At 70.3% G+C, this 17568-nt stretch carries 17 protein-coding genes and 1 riboswitch; of the genes, 8 read left to right on the top strand and 9 right to left on the bottom strand.

Annotation, left to right across the window (positions count from 1 at the left end):
• Positions 1-52 precede the first annotated feature (52 nt).
• Both ACFMQL_RS11120 and ACFMQL_RS11115 read left to right on the top strand, forming a co-directional pair.
• On the top strand, positions 53-706 hold the full coding sequence (locus ACFMQL_RS11120; protein WP_364064729.1) for a TetR family transcriptional regulator: 654 nt from the start codon (positions 53-55) through the stop codon (positions 704-706).
• A 10-nt stretch (positions 707-716) separates the two neighbouring features.
• A complete protein-coding gene (locus tag ACFMQL_RS11115) occupies positions 717-1463 on the top strand; it encodes a methylenetetrahydrofolate reductase (protein WP_378785529.1) in 747 nt (248 codons plus the stop codon).
• On the opposite strand, the gene ACFMQL_RS11110 is transcribed toward ACFMQL_RS11115, so the two are convergent.
• The 7 genes from ACFMQL_RS11110 to purS form a co-directional block, all read right to left on the bottom strand.
• Positions 1424-2893: an MFS transporter gene (locus ACFMQL_RS11110; protein ID WP_378785527.1), complete on the bottom strand. Its 1470-nt coding sequence runs from the start codon at positions 2891-2893 to the stop codon at positions 1424-1426. The two genes, ACFMQL_RS11115 and ACFMQL_RS11110, sit on opposite strands and share 40 nt — an antisense overlap.
• A 40-nt stretch (positions 2894-2933) precedes the next feature.
• Positions 2934-3596: a Crp/Fnr family transcriptional regulator gene (locus ACFMQL_RS11105; RefSeq protein ID WP_364063344.1), complete on the bottom strand. Its 663-nt coding sequence runs from the start codon at positions 3594-3596 to the stop codon at positions 2934-2936.
• Positions 3597-3641: 45 nt separating this feature from the next.
• Positions 3642-5666 (bottom strand): adenylate/guanylate cyclase domain-containing protein, encoded by a 2025-nt coding sequence (locus tag ACFMQL_RS11100; RefSeq protein WP_378785524.1) that lies wholly within the window; start codon positions 5664-5666, stop codon positions 3642-3644.
• A gap of 166 nt (positions 5667-5832) precedes the next feature.
• Positions 5833-8082, bottom strand: coding sequence for a phosphoribosylformylglycinamidine synthase subunit PurL (purL, locus tag ACFMQL_RS11095; protein ID WP_378785522.1), 2250 nt, complete (start codon positions 8080-8082; stop codon positions 5833-5835).
• The gene (purQ, locus tag ACFMQL_RS11090; protein ID WP_364063335.1) at positions 8079-8759 is read right to left on the bottom strand and encodes a phosphoribosylformylglycinamidine synthase subunit PurQ; all 681 of its coding nucleotides are present in this window, start codon (positions 8757-8759) and stop codon (positions 8079-8081) included. The genes purL and purQ overlap by 4 nt, the downstream gene beginning before the upstream one ends.
• 134 nt (positions 8760-8893) lie before the next feature.
• Positions 8894-9283 carry an ATP-binding protein gene (locus ACFMQL_RS11085; RefSeq protein WP_364063332.1) on the bottom strand — a complete coding sequence of 130 codons (390 nt, stop codon included), beginning with the start codon at positions 9281-9283 and terminating at the stop codon, positions 8894-8896.
• 221 nt (positions 9284-9504) lie between these two features.
• Positions 9505-9750, bottom strand: coding sequence for a phosphoribosylformylglycinamidine synthase subunit PurS (gene purS / locus ACFMQL_RS11080; RefSeq protein ID WP_364063329.1), 246 nt, complete (start codon positions 9748-9750; stop codon positions 9505-9507).
• A 226-nt stretch (positions 9751-9976) separates the two neighbouring features.
• Between purS and pdhA the strand changes: the two genes are divergently transcribed.
• The 4 genes from pdhA to ACFMQL_RS11060 all read left to right on the top strand — a co-directional run bounded on the left by pdhA (position 9977) and on the right by ACFMQL_RS11060 (position 13971).
• Positions 9977-11068, top strand: coding sequence for a pyruvate dehydrogenase (acetyl-transferring) E1 component subunit alpha (gene pdhA, locus ACFMQL_RS11075; RefSeq protein WP_364063326.1), 1092 nt, complete (start codon positions 9977-9979; stop codon positions 11066-11068).
• A gap of 42 nt (positions 11069-11110) precedes the next feature.
• Entirely contained in the window at positions 11111-12091 is a 981-nt protein-coding gene (locus ACFMQL_RS11070) for an alpha-ketoacid dehydrogenase subunit beta (RefSeq protein WP_364063323.1), read from the top strand.
• Positions 12092-12101: 10 nt separating this feature from the next.
• Positions 12102-13562: a dihydrolipoamide acetyltransferase family protein gene (locus ACFMQL_RS11065; protein WP_364063320.1), complete on the top strand. Its 1461-nt coding sequence runs from the start codon at positions 12102-12104 to the stop codon at positions 13560-13562.
• A 115-nt stretch (positions 13563-13677) separates the two neighbouring features.
• A complete protein-coding gene (locus ACFMQL_RS11060) occupies positions 13678-13971 on the top strand; it encodes a Dabb family protein (RefSeq protein ID WP_378785518.1) in 294 nt (97 codons plus the stop codon).
• A gap of 16 nt (positions 13972-13987) precedes the next feature.
• On the opposite strand, the gene ACFMQL_RS11055 is transcribed toward ACFMQL_RS11060, so the two are convergent.
• Both ACFMQL_RS11055 and ACFMQL_RS11050 read right to left on the bottom strand, forming a co-directional pair.
• Entirely contained in the window at positions 13988-14251 is a 264-nt protein-coding gene (locus ACFMQL_RS11055) for a hypothetical protein (protein WP_364063314.1), read from the bottom strand.
• A 147-nt stretch (positions 14252-14398) separates the two neighbouring features.
• A complete protein-coding gene (locus ACFMQL_RS11050) occupies positions 14399-16204 on the bottom strand; it encodes an acyl-CoA dehydrogenase (RefSeq protein WP_364063311.1) in 1806 nt (601 codons plus the stop codon).
• A gap of 102 nt (positions 16205-16306) precedes the next feature.
• On the opposite strand from ACFMQL_RS11050, the gene ACFMQL_RS11045 reads away from it, so the two are divergent.
• Positions 16307-17104 carry a methyltransferase domain-containing protein gene (locus ACFMQL_RS11045; RefSeq protein ID WP_364063308.1) on the top strand — a complete coding sequence of 266 codons (798 nt, stop codon included), beginning with the start codon at positions 16307-16309 and terminating at the stop codon, positions 17102-17104.
• Between the two features lie 23 nt (positions 17105-17127).
• A riboswitch (guanidine-III (ykkC-III) riboswitch) is annotated at positions 17128-17190 on the top strand.
• Positions 17191-17224: 34 nt separating this feature from the next.
• Positions 17225-17539 carry a multidrug efflux SMR transporter gene (locus ACFMQL_RS11040; RefSeq protein ID WP_364063305.1) on the top strand — a complete coding sequence of 105 codons (315 nt, stop codon included), beginning with the start codon at positions 17225-17227 and terminating at the stop codon, positions 17537-17539.
• The last annotated feature ends 29 nt before the right edge of the window (positions 17540-17568 follow it).

Below are 17568 nucleotides of genomic sequence, written 5' to 3'. Positions count from 1 at the left end.
CGTACTTGTACGGCGTATAGGTAACTTGTACGCCGTATAGTTGTCAACCGTGATGGGAAAGCTGACCGCGCAGGCGATCGCGGAGCGGGCGCTGCAGATCGGCGACGCCGAGGGCATCGAGGCCGTGACCATCCGGCGCCTCGCCGCCGACCTGGGCGTCACCCCGATGGCCCTCTACTGGCACTACAAGAACAAAGAGCAGCTGCTCATCGGCATGGCCGACCACCTGATCGGCGGCTTCGCCCCCAAGGAGGCCGACGAGCGGCCCTGGCAGGAGCAGCTCCGCGAGCTCATCCTCGGCCTGGTCAGGACCCTGCGCTCCTACCCGTGCGCGAAGACCATCCTGGAGCAGATCGACCCCATCACGGTGCCGAGCTTCCTGACCGTCTGGGAGGCGGCGCTGCGGCTGACCCGGCTGGCCGGCTTCGGCGTCGAGGAGAGCTGCCTCATCACCAAATACCTGCTGGACTCGGCCATCTCCTTCGCCGGCGCGCCCGTGCGCCACCGCGCGGGCCGCACGCCAGAAGAGGTGGAGGAGATCGGCAGGACCAAGCGGGCCGGGCTGCAGGCGCTGAACGCCGACGCCTACCCCCACCTGGTCGAGATGGCCCACCTCCTGGTGACCCCGCTCGACGCCCGCCTGTACGACACCTTCGGCGTCGACCTCGTCATCAGCGGCATAGAGGCGCTGGCGGCCAGACGTTAGAGTCCCGATCATGGCCTTCGAGCTGATCTGTGAGATCGAACCGCCGACCCGCCCCGATCTGAAGCACGTCAGGCATCAGATCGGCACGCTGAGCACGATCGCCCACGCCTTCCTCATCCCCGACAACCACATCGGCCGCGCCACCGTCTCCAGCGTGGCCGTGGCGCACGAGGTCGAGGCGATGGGCGGGCGCGGCATCGCCTGCCTCAACTCGCGCGACCGCAACCTCCTCGGGTTCCGCCGCGACCTGCTGACGGCCGCCGCGTACGGCGTCGAGCGCTTCCTGTTCGTCTACGGCGACAAGCCCGCGAGCGGCAACCGTACGAGCGATCTCACCGTGCGCTCGATGATCGAGGAGGCGCGGGAGTTCTCGCCCGGCTTCCAGGTGGGCGCGGCGGCGGCGCTGCGCCCGCTGCCGGCCTGGAAGCGCACAGCCGACTTCCTGTTCTCGCAGGTCAGCTTCTCGGTGGAGGCCCAGCTCCGCTGGCGCGATGAGCACCCCGTCGATCTGCCGGTCTACGCGGGCGTGATGGTGCTGGCCAGCGAGCGGCACGCCCGCACCCTGGCCGCCGCCATCCCCGAGATCGCCATCCCCGACGAGCTTGTGAGCGCGGTGGCGGCCGACCGGATGGCGGGGGTCGAGGCCGCGTGCGAGCAGGTGCTGGCGCTGCGCGAGAGCGGGGCGTTCGCCGGGGTGCACCTTATCCCGGTCGCCCGCTACCGCGAGGTGGAGGCGCGGCTGGCCGCCGCGCTCTGAGGCCGCGCCAGGGCGGCGAGCACGGCCCCCGCCAGGGCCACGGCGGCCAGCACCGCGTACGCCCGCTGGAAGCCGTCCATGAGCTGCCCCACGGCCACCGGCGAGAGCGCCGACAGCGTGCCCGCGTACACCTGGGCGCGCAGCTCGGGCCCCACCGACGAGGTCAGCACGCTGAGCGACAGGCCGACGCTGAGCACGATGCCGACGTTCATCACCATCACCCGCAGCCCGTTCACCACGCCCAGGCTGCCGGCCGGCAGCTCGCTCATCACCTGGGTGGTGTTGCCGGTCAGGAACGTTCCGCTGCCGCAGCCGGCCACGAACAGCCCGATCCCGATCACCCAGTACGGCGTGCGCGCGCCGGCCGTCAGCGCCAGCGTGCCCAGCCCGGCCGCGCTCAGCAGTGCGCCGCCGACGGACAGCGCGTACGGCGACACCTTCCGCCCCAGCATGCCCACGATCGGCGAGGCCAGCCCGATCCCCACCGGCACGGGCAGCACGCTCAGCCCCGCCTCGAACGCGTCCACGCCCCGCGCCGCCTGGAAGTACAGCGCGACGACCAGGATCAGCGCCGAGCGGGCCAGCGCGTTGCAGAACGAGGCCAGGTTCGCGCACGCCAGCAGCCGCCCGCCGAACAGCCGCAGGTCGAGCACCGGGTTCTCCGACCGCCGCGCGGCCCACACGATCAGCGGCACCAGCACGGCGAACGCCGCCGCCCCCGCGAGCACGACCGGGCTGGAGACACCCCGCGAGCCCGCCTCCGACAGCGCCAGCAGCAGTGCCGACAACGCGGCGAACACCAGCACGTTGCCCAGCGCGTCCACCGGCTGCCTGGGCCGCCGGGGCATCCTGCGCAGGACCGCCGCGCCGACGCCGAGCGCGAGCAGCCCGGCGGGCACGTTCACCCAGAAGATCCACTGCCAGCCGGCCGTCTCCGCGATGAGGCCGCCTACGGTCGGCCCGGCGAGCTGAGCGACCGACATCGTGCCGATGTAGACGCCCATGCCCTGGCTGAGCCGCTCGGGCGGGAACGCGTCGGTGATGATCACCGTGCCGTTCGCCAGGATCATGGCCGCGCCGACCGCCTGTAACACGCGCATCGCGATGAGGAAGCCCACGGACGGCGACAGCCCGGCGAGCAGCGAGGCCAGCGTGAACAGCGCGAACCCCGTCAGGTAGACCTCGCGCCTGCCCAGCAGGTCGGCCACCCGGCCGAAGAACACCAGGCTCGCGGTGTTGACCAGCAGGAACGACAGCAGGATCCAGCCGGACTCCAGCGGGCCCGCCTGGAAGTGCCGCACGACGGCGGGCAGCGCCACGTTCAGCGTGCTGCCCGCGATGCCGATGAGGACCAGGCCCAGGCTGGTGACCGCGCAGACCCGCCAGGCGTAGCGCATGCGGGTGGCGTCGGGTGAGGTGACCGCGACCATGATTTCCACTATGACGTACGTCGTACGTCGTGGAATGTCATCATCTGGCGCGCTTGCGCAGACCCTCCAGGTCGTGGATGACCACCCGCCGCCTGCCGGTCTCGATCAGCCCCCGGTCGCGCAGCGCGCGCAGCGCCTTGCTGACGGCCTCGCGGGAGGCGCCGGTCCAGCCGGCCAGCTCGTCCTGCGAGAGCGGCAGCGCCACCCGCACGCCCTCGGCGGTCTTCTCGCCGTACCGCTCGGCCAGCTCGATCAGCCGGGTGGCGACCCTGCCGGTGGTGTCGAAGGCGCCGTACTCGATGCGCTTTCTGTCGGAGTCGCGCAGCTTGGCGCTGATCTGCTGCATGAGCAGCACCGCGACGCGGCCGTGGGACTCCAGGAACGAGACGAAGTCGCGGACGACGATGCCGGAGATCGGTTCGAGCGCGGTGACCGTGGTCGAGCGGGGCGAGCCGTCGATGGCCGACAGTTCCCCGATGAGCGCGCCTGGGCCGCGCACGGCCAGCACCACCTCCGTGCCGGCGCTGGTGTGCGACGAGCACTTCACCCGGCCGTCCAGCAGCACGAGGACCCAGTCGGACGTGTCGCCCTCGGTCATGATCGTCGTGCCGCGATCCCACCGCCGCTGGCGGCCGGCCGCTTTGAGCGACGCGACCTCCTCGTCGGTCAGCAGGGTGAGGAATTCGCCAGGTTCGGGGGCCATGCGCCGATTATGGCGGCAAGCGGACCCCGCATCTATGTCGATCTTCTAGTCGAGGCCCTTCAGCACGTACGCGGTCACCGGCTCTTCCTTGCCCTTCAGGCTGAGCGCGCCCAAAGAGTTCACCGAGACGTCATCTCCGAGCTGCCGGTACGTCGCCTCGCCGATCACCACCGTGCCGGGCTCGGCGATCGCCTGCAGCCGGGCCGCCACGTTCACGCAGTCGCCCATCGCGTTGAAGCCGCGCAGCTCGGGGCTGCCGATGTTGCCCACCAGCGCGGGCCCGGTGTTGACGCCCACCCGGAACGTCGGCCACTCCACGCCGTCGGAGCGCTGCCAGGCCATCTCCTCGGCCACCTCGGCGGCGGCCCGCTGCATCTCCAGCGCCGCCTTGCAGGCCGCCCGCGCGTGCCCCGGCTGCGTGGCCGGCGCGTTGAACAGCGCGAGCAGCGCGTCTCCCACGAACTGCACGATCGTGCCGCCGTTGCGGAGAATGCAGGGCACGGCGACCGTGTGGTAGCGGTTGAGCATGTCGACGATCTCGCCCGGAGTCACCTTCTCCGAGAACGTCGTGAAGCCCTTGAGGTCGGCGAAGAGCGCGGTCAGCTCCTTCACCTCGCCGCCCAGCTCCGCCTGCGCCGGGTCGGCGAGCAGCGCATGCGCCACGTCCGGCGACATGTACTGGTGGAACAGCGTGTGCAGCTCACGGTAGAGCCGGGCGTTCTCCAGCGAGATCGACAGCTGCCCGGCCAGGGTCGCGGCCAGCGCCTCGTCCTGGCTGGTACGCCCGATCGGCACCTCCAGCACGCCCGCCAGGTGGCCCTTGACGGTCAGCGGGAAGGCCAGCAGCCCGTCGCGCCTGATCGGGTCGTCGCCCGCGAACACGTACTCGCGCGAGCCGATCTGCGTCTTGCCGTCGGACACCAGCGCGATCTTCACATCACCGTACGCCTGCCGCACCCGCTCGAGCGAGGCCGTCAGCAGCTCGTCCTCGGGCAGACCGACCCGCGTCTTGACGCTCACGTCCACCAGCGCCGACAGCCGCTCCGACAGCTCGCGCTCCTCCGCCAGCGCCCGCCCGGCCCGGTCGAGCACGGCGGCCTGGCCCTCGTTGAGCCGGAACTTGCCCGACAGCCGGGCCGCCGCCAGCGGCTCGCCCTTGCGCACGTGCTCGACCAGCTCCTCCAGCGCCTGGTCGTAGTCGCGCCTGATGCGGGCCACGGTCTCCGACAGCGCCACCGAGTCGAACAGCCCCGCGCTCGACCCCTCGCGCCGGAACTGCAGGTAGGCGCTGTAGGCCACGAACCCGAACGCCAGCGTCAGCAGCAGGTGCCACTCCCACCACGACAGGTGCCAGTTGAGCTGCGACATCCCGGCCACCATCGACTCGGCGAGCAGCGCGTACGCGGTGATCAGGCTGACCAGCATCGCCGACGGGCGCCGCCGGTGCAGCAGGAACATCATCACCGCCGAGGCCGAGTACAGCAGCAGGCCCGGCACCGACCCCCACGTCAGCCAGCCGATCGGCGAGACCTCGGGCGGCTCGCTCACCGCGGTCAGGCCGGGCACCAGCGACACCACGCCCCACAGCGCCATGACGCCGAGCAGCGCGCCCCGGACGAAGTGCTGCCACGACAGCACTGCCGCAGCGACCCGCTCGCCCAGCGGCAGCGCGGAGACGAACGCGAACACCGCCGCGATCGACAGCCCGAGCTGCTGTCCCGCGTCGAAGCCGACCGAGCCTGCCGGCAGGATCACCTTGGGGGTGGCCAGGCCGTGCAGGAAGAAGAAGCCGGCGTTGGTGATGAACACCATGGACACCAGGAACAGCCGGGCGTCGCTGCGCCGCCGCGACGCCTCGCTGATGAGCACTCCGAGCACGAGGTTGACGCCGGCGATCAGGATGATCAGCCAGAAGTGGCTCGGGTTGTGCTGCCACGGGATGTTGAGGTGGTCGTTGGCCAGCAGCAGCCAGAGGCCGAGCATGGGCAGCGCCAGGTGGATGCCCCAGACCACGCCGCGTACGGGCTGGGTGGCCGGTGGGAGGTACGGCGTGGGACCAGGGGTTGACACAGACCGATTATCCACGCGGGCCCGCTGCCGTGACTGCGTCGTTTTACTCACCCGGGCGCGGTCGAAAAGCACCGGGTACGTGAAGCCGGGCACGTGAAAGGGCCGGCACGGATATCCGTACCGGCCCTTCGAAAAGCGTCTTCGTGCGGCGTCGGTTCTGGCCGGGTCAGCCGAACAGCGCGGGAAGCGTCGCGGTGTGCGTCTCCCGCAGCTCCTCGACCGGCACCTCGAACACGTCCTTGACGACCAGCGACGAGCCGCCGGTCTCGCCGAGCCCGTAGCAGGGCACGTCGTGCCGGCCGCACAGGGAGGCCAGCTCGTCGTACGCCTCGGGCCGCACCACGACCAGCGCCCGCGCCGCCGACTCGCTGAACAGGTCGGTGAACGGGTCGCCGGTCAGCTCGACGGTCGCGCCGATGCCCTTGGCCAGGCACGACTCGGCGAGCGCGATGGCCAGACCGCCGTCGGACAGGTCGTGGGAGCCTTCGAGCAGCCCGCGCCGCGCCGCCTCGACCAGCACGGTGCCGAGCGCCTCCTCGGCCTCCAGGTCGGCCTGCGGCGGCAGCCCGCCCAGGTGGCCGTGGACCACGTGGGCCCACTCCGAGCCGCCGAACTCCTCGCGGGTGTCGCCCAGCAGCACGACCCGCAGCCCCTCCGCGACGAACCCGGTGGGCACCCGCTTGGCGACGTCGTCGATGACGCCGAGCACGCCCACCACCGGCGTCGGGTGGATGGCGGTCGAGCCGGTCTGGTTGTAGAAGGAGACGTTGCCGCCGGTCACCGGCACGCCCAGGGTCTTGCAGGCGTCGGCGAGCCCGCGCACGGCCTCGGCGAACTGCCACATGACCTCGGGGTCCTCGGGAGAGCCGAAGTTGAGGCAGTTGGTGACGGCGAGCGGCTTCGCGCCGGTGACGGCGACGTTGCGGTACGCCTCGGCCAGCGCGAGCTGCGCCCCCGCGTACGGGTCGAGCTTGGCATAGCGGCCGTTGCCGTCGGTGGACAGCGCGATGCCCCGGGTGGTCGGCTCGGCGCCCGCGATGGCCTCGGAGATGCGCAGCATGCCCGCGTCGGCCGGCTGGGCCAGCACGGTGTTGGAGCGCACGTAGCGGTCGTACTGGTCGGTCACCCACGCCTTGGACGCCAGGTTCGGCGAGCCGAGGAGCTGCAGCAGCGTGTGCCGCAGGTCGGTCGGGCGCGGGAGCCGGTCGGGGGTGTCGGCGTTGAGCGCCGCCTGCCCCGCGGGCTCGTGGAACGGCCGCTCGTAGACCGGCCCGTCGTCGGCCGCCGTGCCCGGCGGGATGTCGACGATGACCTCGCCGTTCCAGGTCATGACGAGCCTGCCGGTGTCGGTGACCTCGCCGATGACGGTGGCCGGGACGTCCCACTTGGCGCAGATCGCCATGAACGCCGGGATGTCGTCGGGCCGGACCACGGCCATCATGCGCTCCTGCGACTCGCTCATGAGGATCTCCTCGGGCCTGAGCGAAGGGTCGCGGAGCGGGACGAGGTTGAGGTCGACGGTCATGCCGCCGGTGCCCTTGGCGGCCAGCTCGGTGGTGGCGCAGGAGACGCCGGCCGCGCCGAGGTCCTGGATGCCGACCACGACGTCGGCGGCGTACAGCTCCAGGCAGCACTCGATGAGCAGCTTCTCCATGAACGGGTCGCCGACCTGCACGGCGGGCCGCTTGGCCTGCGACTCGTCCTCGAACGTGGCGCTGGCCAGCACCGACGCGCCGCCGATGCCGTCGGGGCCGGTGGCCGCGCCGAACAGCACGACCTTGTTGCCCGGCCCGGGGGCGGTGGCGAGTTTGATCTGGTCCTTACGGAGCAGGCCCACGCACAGCGCGTTGACCAGCGGGTTGCCGATGTAGCAGGGGTCGAAGGCGACCTCGCCGCCGATGTTGGGCAGCCCGAGGCAGTTGCCGTAGCTGCTGATGCCCTCGACCACGCCGGGCAGCACCCGCCGGGTGTCGGGGGCGTCGGCGCCGCCGAAGCGCAGCGCGTCCATGACCGCGATCGGGCGCGCGCCCATCGACATGATGTCGCGCACGATGCCGCCGACGCCGGTGGCCGCGCCCTGGTGCGGCTCGACGTAGGACGGGTGATTGTGCGACTCGATCTTGAACGTGGCCGCCCAGCCGTCGCCGATGTCGACCACGCCGGCGTTCTCACCCATGCCCACCAGCAGCGCGTCGGACTTCGGCGCCTTGGTGGCGAACTGCTTGAGATGGACCTTGGACGACTTGTACGAGCAGTGCTCGGACCACATGACGCTGTAGATGGCCAGCTCCGAGCCGGTGGGGCGGCGGCCCAGGATCTCTTTGACCCGGTCGTACTCGTCCTGCTTCATGCCCAGCTCGGCGAAGGGCATCGGCTCGTCGGGGGTCTGCGCCGCGCGCTGCACGGTGTCAGTCATGCGTTCACCAGGTTCTTCAGGATGGAGGTGAAGATGCCGAGGCCGTCGGTGCTCGGGGCGCCGACCAGCTCCTCGACGGCGTGCTCGGGGTGCGGCATGAGCCCGACGATGTTGCCGGCCTCGTTGCGGATGCCGGCGATGTCGTTGAGCGAGCCGTTGGGGTTGCCGATGTAGCGGAAGACCACGTGCCCGCCCGACTCCAGCGCGGCCAGCGTGTCGTCGGAGGCGACGTAGCGGCCCTCGCCGTGCTTGATCGGCAGCACGATCTCCTGGCCCTGCGCGAAGTTGTTGGTCCACGCCGTCTCGGTCTGCTCGACCCTGAGCCGCTGGTCACGGCAGACGTAGTGGAGCGAGGCGTTGCGGGTGAGCGCGCCGGGCAGCAGGTGCGCCTCGCAGAGGATCTGGAAGCCGTTGCAGGTGCCGATGACCGGCAGGCCCGCCTTGGCGGCGGGCACCAGCTCGTCCATGATCGGCGCGAACCGGGAGATGGCGCCGCAGCGCAGGTAGTCGCCGTAGGAGAAGCCGCCGGGCAGGAAGACCGCGTCGACTCCCTTCAGGTCGTGGTCGGCGTGCCACAGCGGGACCGCCTCCGCGCCCACGAGGCGCACGGCTCTGGCTGCGTCCTGATCGTCGAGAGTGCCGGGAAACGTGACAACGCCCACACGGGCAGCGCTCATGACAGTCGTCCCCTCCGGAGGAATGCGCACGCCACCGTCCCATCGGGGCGGTTCGGCGGTATCACCAGGTTATCGGGTGCGCTCCGGTGGTCGGCATCGGCTCGGACGCGGGACGTACGCGCAGGTGGAGCGGGTCACACGGCGGCGAGCTCCCGGGGACGCGCCTCGGCGTCGTCGTCGTCCCAGGAGAGGTTCTTGCGCAGGTGGACCGTGGTGCCACGGCCCGGCGTGACGCCGAACGAGATCTCATCGACGACCGAACGCATGATCAGCAGGCCGCGGCCGTTCTCGGTGTCGGGAGGAGGGAAGTGCGGAGGCATCGTCGGCACCCCGTCACCGTTGTCGGCCACGCGTACGTCGCAGTGGCCGGCACCGATCGCCGCCGTCACCTCGTAGCGGTTGGCCGGCCCTCCGTGCCGGACCGCGTTGGAGCACGCCTCGGAGACGGCGAGCAGCATGTCGGCGATGCACGTCTCGCTCACGTTGAGTGAACGCATGGCGTCGCCTAGCACTCGCCTGACCATCGGTATGCCGATCGCATCCCGAGGCAGTGCCAACGAGAACTCAATATCCACCGGACTCCTCCGGGCTCCGGAATGTCACCTGGAGTAGGTTTCCCTGAGAAAACGGGGCTAACCGCAAAATCACGTTGTTGTTATTTACTGTTGGCAAGCCCGTGGGATTGTGGCACGCCCGAACCCGGCTTTAACCACCCCAGGGGAAATCCAGCCCCCAAATGTGCCTTCTACCCCTCAACCCGGACGACGTAGTCCTCGATCACGGTGTTGGCGAGCAACGTCTCAGCCATCTTGCGCACTTCGGCGAGCGCCGCCTCGTCGGCCGGGCCTTCGATCTCCAGCTCGAAGCGCTTGCCCTGGCGGACGGCGGAGACGCCGGAGAAGCCGAGCCTGGGCAGCGCCCTGGCGATCGCCTGGCCCTGCGGATCGAGGATCTCGGGCTTCAGCATGACGTCCACGATGACGCGGGCCACTGCGTTCCTCCTGGGAGCGGTGGGTGGATGGGAAGCACAGCCTACCGGCGCGTGTGCCTGCCGACACAACGGGAACGGGGAGGACAAGGGGCTTGCGCGCAGGGCTGTGATGTCTGCCACGATGGCCCCAAAAGCGTACGAACCTCCACCTCCCGGTTCGGCGCTACGAAGGCTGGCCTAAGGTGGCAACCCCACCCCGGACCGGCCCCGACCACAGGAGTGGCACGTGACACAAGACGCCTCTCGTGGTGCTGACGCACCTCCTGAGCTCGTCCAGTTGCTCACCCCCGAGGGAGAGCGGGTCGAGCATCCCGACTACGACATCGATCTGACCTCCGAGGAGGTCCGGTCGCTCTACCGCGACCTGGTGCTGGTCCGGCGCATCGACCTGGAGGCCGTCGCCCTGCAACGCCAGGGCGAGCTCGGCATCTGGGCCTCGCTGCTCGGCCAGGAGGCCGCGCAGATCGGTTCGGGGCGCGCGCTGACCGACTCCGACATGGCCTTCCCCACCTACCGTGAGCACGGCGTGGCCTGGTGCCGCGGCGTCGACCCGGTGAAGCTGCTCGGCCTGTTCAGAGGGGTCAACCACGGCGGGTGGGACCCCAAGGAGCACAACTTCCACCTCTACACGATCGTCATCGGCAGCCAGACCCTCCACGCGGTCGGCTACGCCATGGGCATCCAGCGCGACGACGCCAGCGCCGCCACCATGGTCTACTTCGGCGACGGCGCCACCTCCCAGGGCGACGTCAACGAGTCGTTCATCTGGGCGAGCGTGTTCAACGCGCCGATCGTCTTCTTCTGCCAGAACAACCAGTGGGCCATCTCCGAGCCGCTGGAGAAGCAGACCCGCATCCCCCTCTACCGGCGGGCATCCGGCTTCGGCTTCCCCGGCGTCCGGGTGGACGGCAACGACGTCTTCGCCTGCCTCGCCGTGACGCGCAAGGCGCTGGAGGCGGCGCGTACCGGCCAGGGTCCGACGCTGATCGAGGCGTTCACCTACCGGATGGGCGCCCACACCACCACCGACGACCCCACCCGCTACCGGGTCGCCAGCGAGCTGGAGGCGTGGAAGCTCAAGGACCCGATCGAGCGGGTCAAGTCGTACCTGTTCAAGACCGAGCAGGCCGACCAGGCGTTCTTCGACTCGGTCGAGGCCGAGGCCGACCAGCTCGGCGCCGACCTGCGCAGGCGGTGCCTGGCCATGCCCGACCCCGAGCCGCTGGCCATCTTCGACCACGTCTACAGCGAGCCCCACGCCCTGATCGACCAGGAGCGCGCCCAGTTCGCCGCGTACTTGGAGGGGTTCCGTGACTGAGCGAGGCGAACTGGGCGGCCGGTTCTGGGCGAAGGAGGCGTCGTGACCGTACTCAGCCTGTCCAAGGCGCTCAACGAGGGCATGCGCAAGGCCATGGAGGACGATCCCAAGGTCCTCATCATGGGCGAGGACGTCGGCAAGCTGGGCGGCGTGTTCCGGGTCACCGACGGGCTGCAGAAGGACTTCGGCGAAGACCGTGTCATCGACACCCCGCTCGCCGAGTCCGGCATCATCGGCACCGCGATCGGCCTGGCGCTGCGCGGCTACCGGCCGGTGTGCGAGATCCAGTTCGACGGGTTCGTCTTCCCCGCCGCCGACCAGATCATCACCCAGCTCGCCAAGATGCCGATGCGCTCGCTCGGCGCGATCAAGCTGCCCGTCGTCGTCCGCATCCCCTGCGGCGGCGGCATCGGCGCGGTCGAGCACCACAGCGAGTCGCCCGAGGCGTACTTCACGCACACCGCAGGGCTGCGCGTGGTGGCCTGCTCCAACCCCGCCGACGCGTACACGATGATCCAGCAGGCCATCCGCAGCGACGACCCGGTGATCTTCTTCGAGCCCAAGCGGCGCTACTGGGAGAAGGCCGAGATCGACACCTCCTCCACCGACTGGTGGCCGCCGCTGCACGCCGCCAGGGTCGTACGCCCCGGCTCCGACGCGACGCTGCTGGCCTACGGCCCCATGGTGAAGACCTGCCTGGAGGCCGCCGCTGCGGCCGAGGACGACGGGCGCTCGCTGGAGGTCATCGACCTGCGCTCGCTCAACCCGCTGGACGAGCCGGTCGTCATGGAGTCGGCGCGGCGTACCGGCCGGGTCGTGGTCGTGCACGAGGCGCCCGTCAACAGCGGCTTCGGCGCCGAGCTGGCCGCCAGGATCACCGAGCAGTGCTTCTACCACCTGGAGTCGCCCGTGCTGCGCGTCGGCGGCTTCTCGACCCCCTATCCGCCCTCGAAGCTGGAGGAGCACTACCTGCCCGACCTGGACCGCGTGCTCGACGCCGTCGACCGGACCTTCGGGTACTGAGGGGGTTGCGATGCGACGCGAGTTCAAGCTGCCCGACGTCGGCGAGGGCCTGACGGAGGCGGAGATCGTCCGCTGGCACGTCAAGCCCGGCGACGAGGTCAAGGTCAACCAGATCGTGGTGGAGATCGAGACGGCGAAGTCCATCGTCGAGCTGCCGATCCCCTGGGACGGCGTGGTGGCCGGGCTCATGGCGGGCGAGGGCGAGACGGTCGACGTGGGCGTCCCGATCATCGCGGTGGACACCGCGGGCGAGGACGGGGCACCCGCGGCGGCTCCCGAGGCGCCTGCCGACGACATGGTGCCGCAGCCGCCCGCCGAGGGCGCGGTGGAGCCGGGCGTGCACGGCAGCCCCGCACCCAAGGAGGAGCGCCAGGCGGTCCTGGTCGGCTACGGCGTGAAGACCGGCGCGACCAAGCGCCGCCCGCGCAAGCAGGCCGCGCCGGGCCGGCCCACGAACCCGCTGGCCAACCCGGACCGCGTGGGCCTGGACGCCCCGCTCTCCAGCCCGCCGCCGCCCACCGCGACCAGGCCGCCCGCCCCCGCACCCGCCCCTGCGCCCGCTCCCGCCGCAGGTCCCGCTGCGGCTCCCGGTCAGGCGCGGCCGCTGGCCAAGCCCCCCGTACGCAAGCTCGCCAAGGACCTCGGCGTCGATCTCGCCACGGTGACGGGCACGGGCCCCCAGGGCACGATCACCCGCGAGGACGTCCAGGCCGCGGCGGCACGGGCGCAGCAGCGGCAGCAGCCGGTCGCGGCGGTGAGGGCCCCCCAGGAGCGCGAGGAACGCATCCCGATCAAGGGCGTGCGCAAGATGACCGCCCAGGCCATGGTGACCAGCGCCTTCACCGCCCCGCACGCCACCGAGTTCCTCCAGGTGGACATGACGGCCACCATGGACGCCGTGCGCCGCCTGCGCGAGCTGCCGGAGTTCGCGCAGGTCAAGGTGTCGCCGCTGCTGCTGGTGGCCAGGGCGGTGCTGACGGCGATCGGCAGGCACCCGATGATCAACTCATCGTGGGACGAGGACGCCCAGGAGATCGTGGTCAAGCACTACGTGAACCTGGGGATCGCCGCCGCCACCCCGCGCGGCCTGGTGGTGCCGAACGTCAAGGACGCGCACGAGCTGTCGCTGCCCGAGCTGGCCGCGCGGCTCGCGGAGCTGACGGAGACGGCCAGGGCGGGCCGCACGCAGCCCGCGGAGATGGCGGGCGGCACGTTCACGATCACGAACGTCGGCGTCTTCGGCGTCGACGGCGGCACCCCGATCATCAACCCCGGCGAGGCCGCGATCCTCGCCTTCGGCCAGGTCAGGGACATGCCGTGGGTGGTGGACGGCGCGCTGGCGGTGCGCAAGGTGGCGACGCTGTCGCTGTCGTTCGACCACCGCATCGTGGACGGTGAGCTGGGCTCGCTGTTCCTGCGCGACGTGGGCGCGATGCTGGAGGACCCCATCAGGATGCTCGCCTGGAGCTGACACCGGTACGACGGCCGCCGGGAGGACCCCTCTCCCGGCGACCGCCGTACGGCGGGGACACCCGCACCCACCGACCTCAGAGTCGCCTGAGGCCCCTCCAGATACAGTGGCTTTCATGATTCGCCACATCGTGCTGTTCACCTGGAGCGACGACGCGACCGACGAGCAGAAGGCCGCGGTGCCCGAGGCTCTGAAGACGCTGCCGGGCCTGATCCCGGAGATCAAGTCGTACACGTACGGCCGGGACGCCGGCATCAACCAGGGCAACTACGACTTCGCGATAGTGGCGGACTTCGACAGCACCGACGACTACCTCGTCTACCGCGACCACCCCGAGCACCAGGCGATCATCGCCGGGCACATCAAGCCGATCGTGGCCTCGCGCGCCGCCGTCCAGCTCAGCCTCTGAGCGGCCTCCGGGGGTCTCAGACCTCCGGCGGGTGGTTCTCGCGGTGCATCAGCCGGCCTTCGGACGTGCTGCCCCGGCGAGGGGCCAGCACGATGCTCAGCACGATCCCGGCGCCGCCGACGATCATGAAAATGAGGCCGATGACGTCCATGTGCACGCTCTGGCCGAAGACGTCGGGCTCGATCGCGAACCTCAGGATGGCGCCAAGCGTGAGGAAGAAGATGCTTACCCCGACACCCATGACGACCTCCAGGGAAAAGACGCGTACCGCCACGGTCATACCCGGGTAAGGCACAGCGCACCCGTCGATATCACGCCAGAGGTGACAGAGAGCGCCCGGCCCTGCCCGCGCTCAGCCGGGCGACGAGTGCCACCGCTCCTGGCTGCGCCCGCGCAGGACACAGCCAGGAGACGGGGATGAAGGGGGTCAGAAGGCGGCCTCGGGCAGCTCCATCAGCTCCTGGCCGGTGGAGTCGAGGCTGCGGCGCTCGGCGGCCAGGCGGGGCAGCACGGTCTTGGCGAAGAACGAGGCCGCGGCGACCTTGCCGAGGTAGAACGGGTCCTCGCCGCCGGACAGCTTCTCCAGCGCGACCTCCGCCTGGCGCTGCAGCAGCCAGCCGATGATGAGGTCGCCGAGCGCGAGCAGGAACCTGGTCGTGTTCAGGCCGACCTTGTAGACCTCCTCGGGCTTCTCCAGCGAGGCGAGCGCCCAGCCCGCCATCGTGTCGCCCATGGCCTTGACCTCGGCGGCGGCCTCGGCGAGCAGCTTGCGCTCCTCCTTCAGCCGGCCGTTGCCCGCCTCGGAGGCGGCGAACTCGTTGATCTCGGCGAGCAGCTTGCCGATGGCCGAGCCCTGGTTGCGCAGGATCTTCCTGAAGAACAGGTCCTGGCCCTGGATGGCGGTGGTGCCCTCGTACAGGGTGTCGATCTTGGCGTCGCGGATGTACTGCTCGATCGGGTAGTCCTGGAGGTAGCCCGAGCCGCCCAGGGTCTGCAGCGAGCGGGCGAGCAGCTCGTACGACCGCTCGGACCCCACGCCCTTGACCACCGGCAGCAGCAGGTCGTTCATCTCGTCGGCGTGCCGGTCTTCCGGGTCGATGAGCAGGGCGTCCTGGAAGGTCGCGGTGTAGAGCACCAGCGCGCGCATGCCCTCCACGTACGCCTTCTGCAGCATCAGCTCGCGCCGCACGTCGGGGTGGTGGGTGATGGTGACCCTGGGGGCGCTCTTGTCGGCGCTCTTGGTCAGGTCGGCGCCCTGCACGCGGGCCTTGGCGTACTCCAGGGCGTTGAGATAGCCGGTGGACAGCGTGGCGATGGCCTTGGTGCCGACCATCATGCGGGCGTGCTCGATGACCATGAACATCTGCTTGATGCCCTCGTGCACCTCGCCCACCAGCCAGCCGACCGCCGGGTGCTTGTCGCCGAAGGTCAGCTCGCAGGTCGTGGAGACCTTCAGGCCCATCTTCTTCTCGACGTTGGTGACGTAGACGCCGTTGCGCTCGCCCAGCTTCCCGGTCTCGAGGTCCACGTGGTACTTCGGCACCAGGAACATCGACAGGCCCTTGGTGCCGGGGCCGTGGCCCTCGGGGCGGGCCAGCACGAGGTGGAAGATGTTCTCCGCCATGTCGTGCTCGGCGCTGGTGATGAAGCGCTTGACGCCCTCGATGTGCCAGGTGCCGTCAGGCTGCCTGATCGCCTTGGTACGGCCCGCGCCCACGTCGGAGCCGGCGTCGGGCTCGGTCAGCACCATCGTGGCGCCCCAGTTGCGCTCGATGGCCAGCTCGGCGAAGCGCTTCTGCTCGGGGGTGCCGAGCCGCCACAGCGTGTACGCGAAGTTCGGCCCGGCCGCGTACATGTAGAGCGCCGGGTTGGCGCCGAGCACCATCTCCGCGGTGGCCCAGGCGACGCTGCGCGGCAGGCCGGGTCCGCCCAGGTCGGCGGGCAGGTCGAGGTTCGCCCAGCCGCCGTCGACCAGCGCCTTGTACGACTTCTTGAAACCCTCGGGGAGCTTCACGGAGCCGGTGGCCGCGTCGAACACGGGCGGGTTCCTGTCGCCCTCTTCAAAGGAGTCGGCGAGCACGCCGGTCGCCAGGCGGTTCATCTCGTCGAGCACGGAGCGTACGACGTCCTCGTCGATCTCCGCGAAGGGCCCGGTGCCGAGGATCTCGCCTCTCCCGAAGACCTCGAAGAGGTTGAACTCCAGGTCACGCACGTTGCTCTTGTAGTGGCCCATGGGCGTCGATCTCCTTGAACCGAGGCTGCTGTACTGGTCAGTAACCTTACTCTGCAATGCTACCCACGGGTAACCCACGGCATGCATGGCATGCTCGTCTCCATGGACGCCGAAGAACTCGCCGCGCGCTGGCGAGAGCGACTCGAATCCTGGGCGATTCCGGATGAGATCCTGGCCAAGGCCGTCGCGGACCCGTGGAGCCATTCGCCGGAGAGGTTCGGCACCCGTACGGACCGGGCGCTGGCCGAGCCCGACGACGGCCCCACCATGACCCGGCTGTCGGAGGCGCTGCCCGACAAGGGCACGCTGCTCGACGTGGGTTCGGGGCCCGGCGCGTCGTCGCTGCCGCTGCACGAGCGCATCGGCCACCTCTACGCCGTCGACACCTCCGCCTCCATGCTCCAGGGGCTGACGGCCAGGGCGGAGAAGCTGGGCGTGCCGGTCACCACGGTCGAGGGGCGCTGGCCCGACGTCGCCGATCAGGTGCCGGTCGCCGACGCCACCATCTGCGCGCACGTTGTCTACAACGTCCCCGACCTGGCGCCCTTCCTGCGCGCGCTCGACGAGCACACCAAGGGGCGGGTGGTGATCGAGCTGCCGGACCGCCACCCCATGAGCTGGATGACCCCGCTGTGGCAGCATTTCCACGGCGTCGACCGGCCGGTGCGGCCCATCGCGGAGGACTGCGTGGCGCTGGCGGCCGCCATGGGCTTCCCCGTCCAGGTGGAGGAGCGGGAGTCCCCCCTGGAACGCTTCAACTCCCTGGAGGAGCTGGCCCAGAGCGTCTGCCGCCGGGTGTGCCTCGACCCGTCGCGGGCCGAGGAGGTCGCCGAGACGGTCCTCGAGCTGGGCATGTGGCCCCTGCCGCGGGACCGGTGGGTCACCATCTGGTGGGAATGATCGCACGCGGGGCCACGTTGCCCTGAGTGAGCCGACGAGGCTCCCGGACGAGACGCGCCGTACCCGGTACGCCAAGACGACGCACCCGAGTCAGTCATCGTCATCGAGGGAGCAACCATCATGGCGTGGATCGTCCTGGTACTGGCCGGCCTGTTCGAGGTCGCCATGGCCCTGTCGCTCAAACTCAGCAACGGTTTCAGCAACCTGTGGTGGACGCTGTCGTTCGCCGTCACCGCCGTGCTGAGCTTCGGGCTGCTGTCGTACGCGCTGAAAAGCCTGGAAGTGGGCACCGCGTACGCCGTGTGGACCGGCGTCGGCGCGGCCGGCACGGCCATCCTCGGCATGATCGCCATGGGCGATCAGGTGTCGCCGGCCCGGCTGATCTGCATCGCCCTGATTCTGGCGGGCGTCATCGGGCTGCGAACACTGGCTTGACGCCTTTGATGGTGTCGTGCTGGGCTGTC

The organism is Nonomuraea fastidiosa, assembly GCF_042751225.1.
GTDB classification, from domain to species: domain Bacteria; phylum Actinomycetota; class Actinomycetes; order Streptosporangiales; family Streptosporangiaceae; genus Nonomuraea; species Nonomuraea fastidiosa.
The sequence above is the reverse complement of the archived record's forward strand: the minus strand, read 5'-3'. Positions and strand labels throughout refer to the sequence as shown.

Bases quoted from the DNA above. Each gene is read 5' to 3' on its own strand.
- ACFMQL_RS11120 (WP_364064729.1), top strand. From the start codon at position 53: ATGGGAAAGCTGACCGCGCAGGCGATCGCGGAGCGGGCGCTGCAGATC.
- ACFMQL_RS11115 (WP_378785529.1), top strand. From the start codon at position 717: ATGGCCTTCGAGCTGATCTGTGAGATCGAACCGCCGACCCGCCCCGAT.
- ACFMQL_RS11110 (WP_378785527.1), bottom strand. From the start codon at position 2,893: ATGGTCGCGGTCACCTCACCCGACGCCACCCGCATGCGCTACGCCTGG.
- ACFMQL_RS11105 (WP_364063344.1), bottom strand. From the start codon at position 3,596: ATGGCCCCCGAACCTGGCGAATTCCTCACCCTGCTGACCGACGAGGAG.
- purL (WP_378785522.1), bottom strand. From the start codon at position 8,082: ATGACTGACACCGTGCAGCGCGCGGCGCAGACCCCCGACGAGCCGATG.
- purQ (WP_364063335.1), bottom strand. From the start codon at position 8,759: ATGAGCGCTGCCCGTGTGGGCGTTGTCACGTTTCCCGGCACTCTCGAC.
- ACFMQL_RS11085 (WP_364063332.1), bottom strand. From the start codon at position 9,283: ATGGTCAGGCGAGTGCTAGGCGACGCCATGCGTTCACTCAACGTGAGC.
- ACFMQL_RS11065 (WP_364063320.1), top strand. From the start codon at position 12,102: ATGCGACGCGAGTTCAAGCTGCCCGACGTCGGCGAGGGCCTGACGGAG.
- ACFMQL_RS11060 (WP_378785518.1), top strand. From the start codon at position 13,678: ATGATTCGCCACATCGTGCTGTTCACCTGGAGCGACGACGCGACCGAC.
- ACFMQL_RS11055 (WP_364063314.1), bottom strand. From the start codon at position 14,251: ATGACCGTGGCGGTACGCGTCTTTTCCCTGGAGGTCGTCATGGGTGTC.
- ACFMQL_RS11050 (WP_364063311.1), bottom strand. From the start codon at position 16,204: ATGGGCCACTACAAGAGCAACGTGCGTGACCTGGAGTTCAACCTCTTC.
- ACFMQL_RS11045 (WP_364063308.1), top strand. From the start codon at position 16,307: ATGGACGCCGAAGAACTCGCCGCGCGCTGGCGAGAGCGACTCGAATCC.
- ACFMQL_RS11040 (WP_364063305.1), top strand. From the start codon at position 17,225: ATGGCGTGGATCGTCCTGGTACTGGCCGGCCTGTTCGAGGTCGCCATG.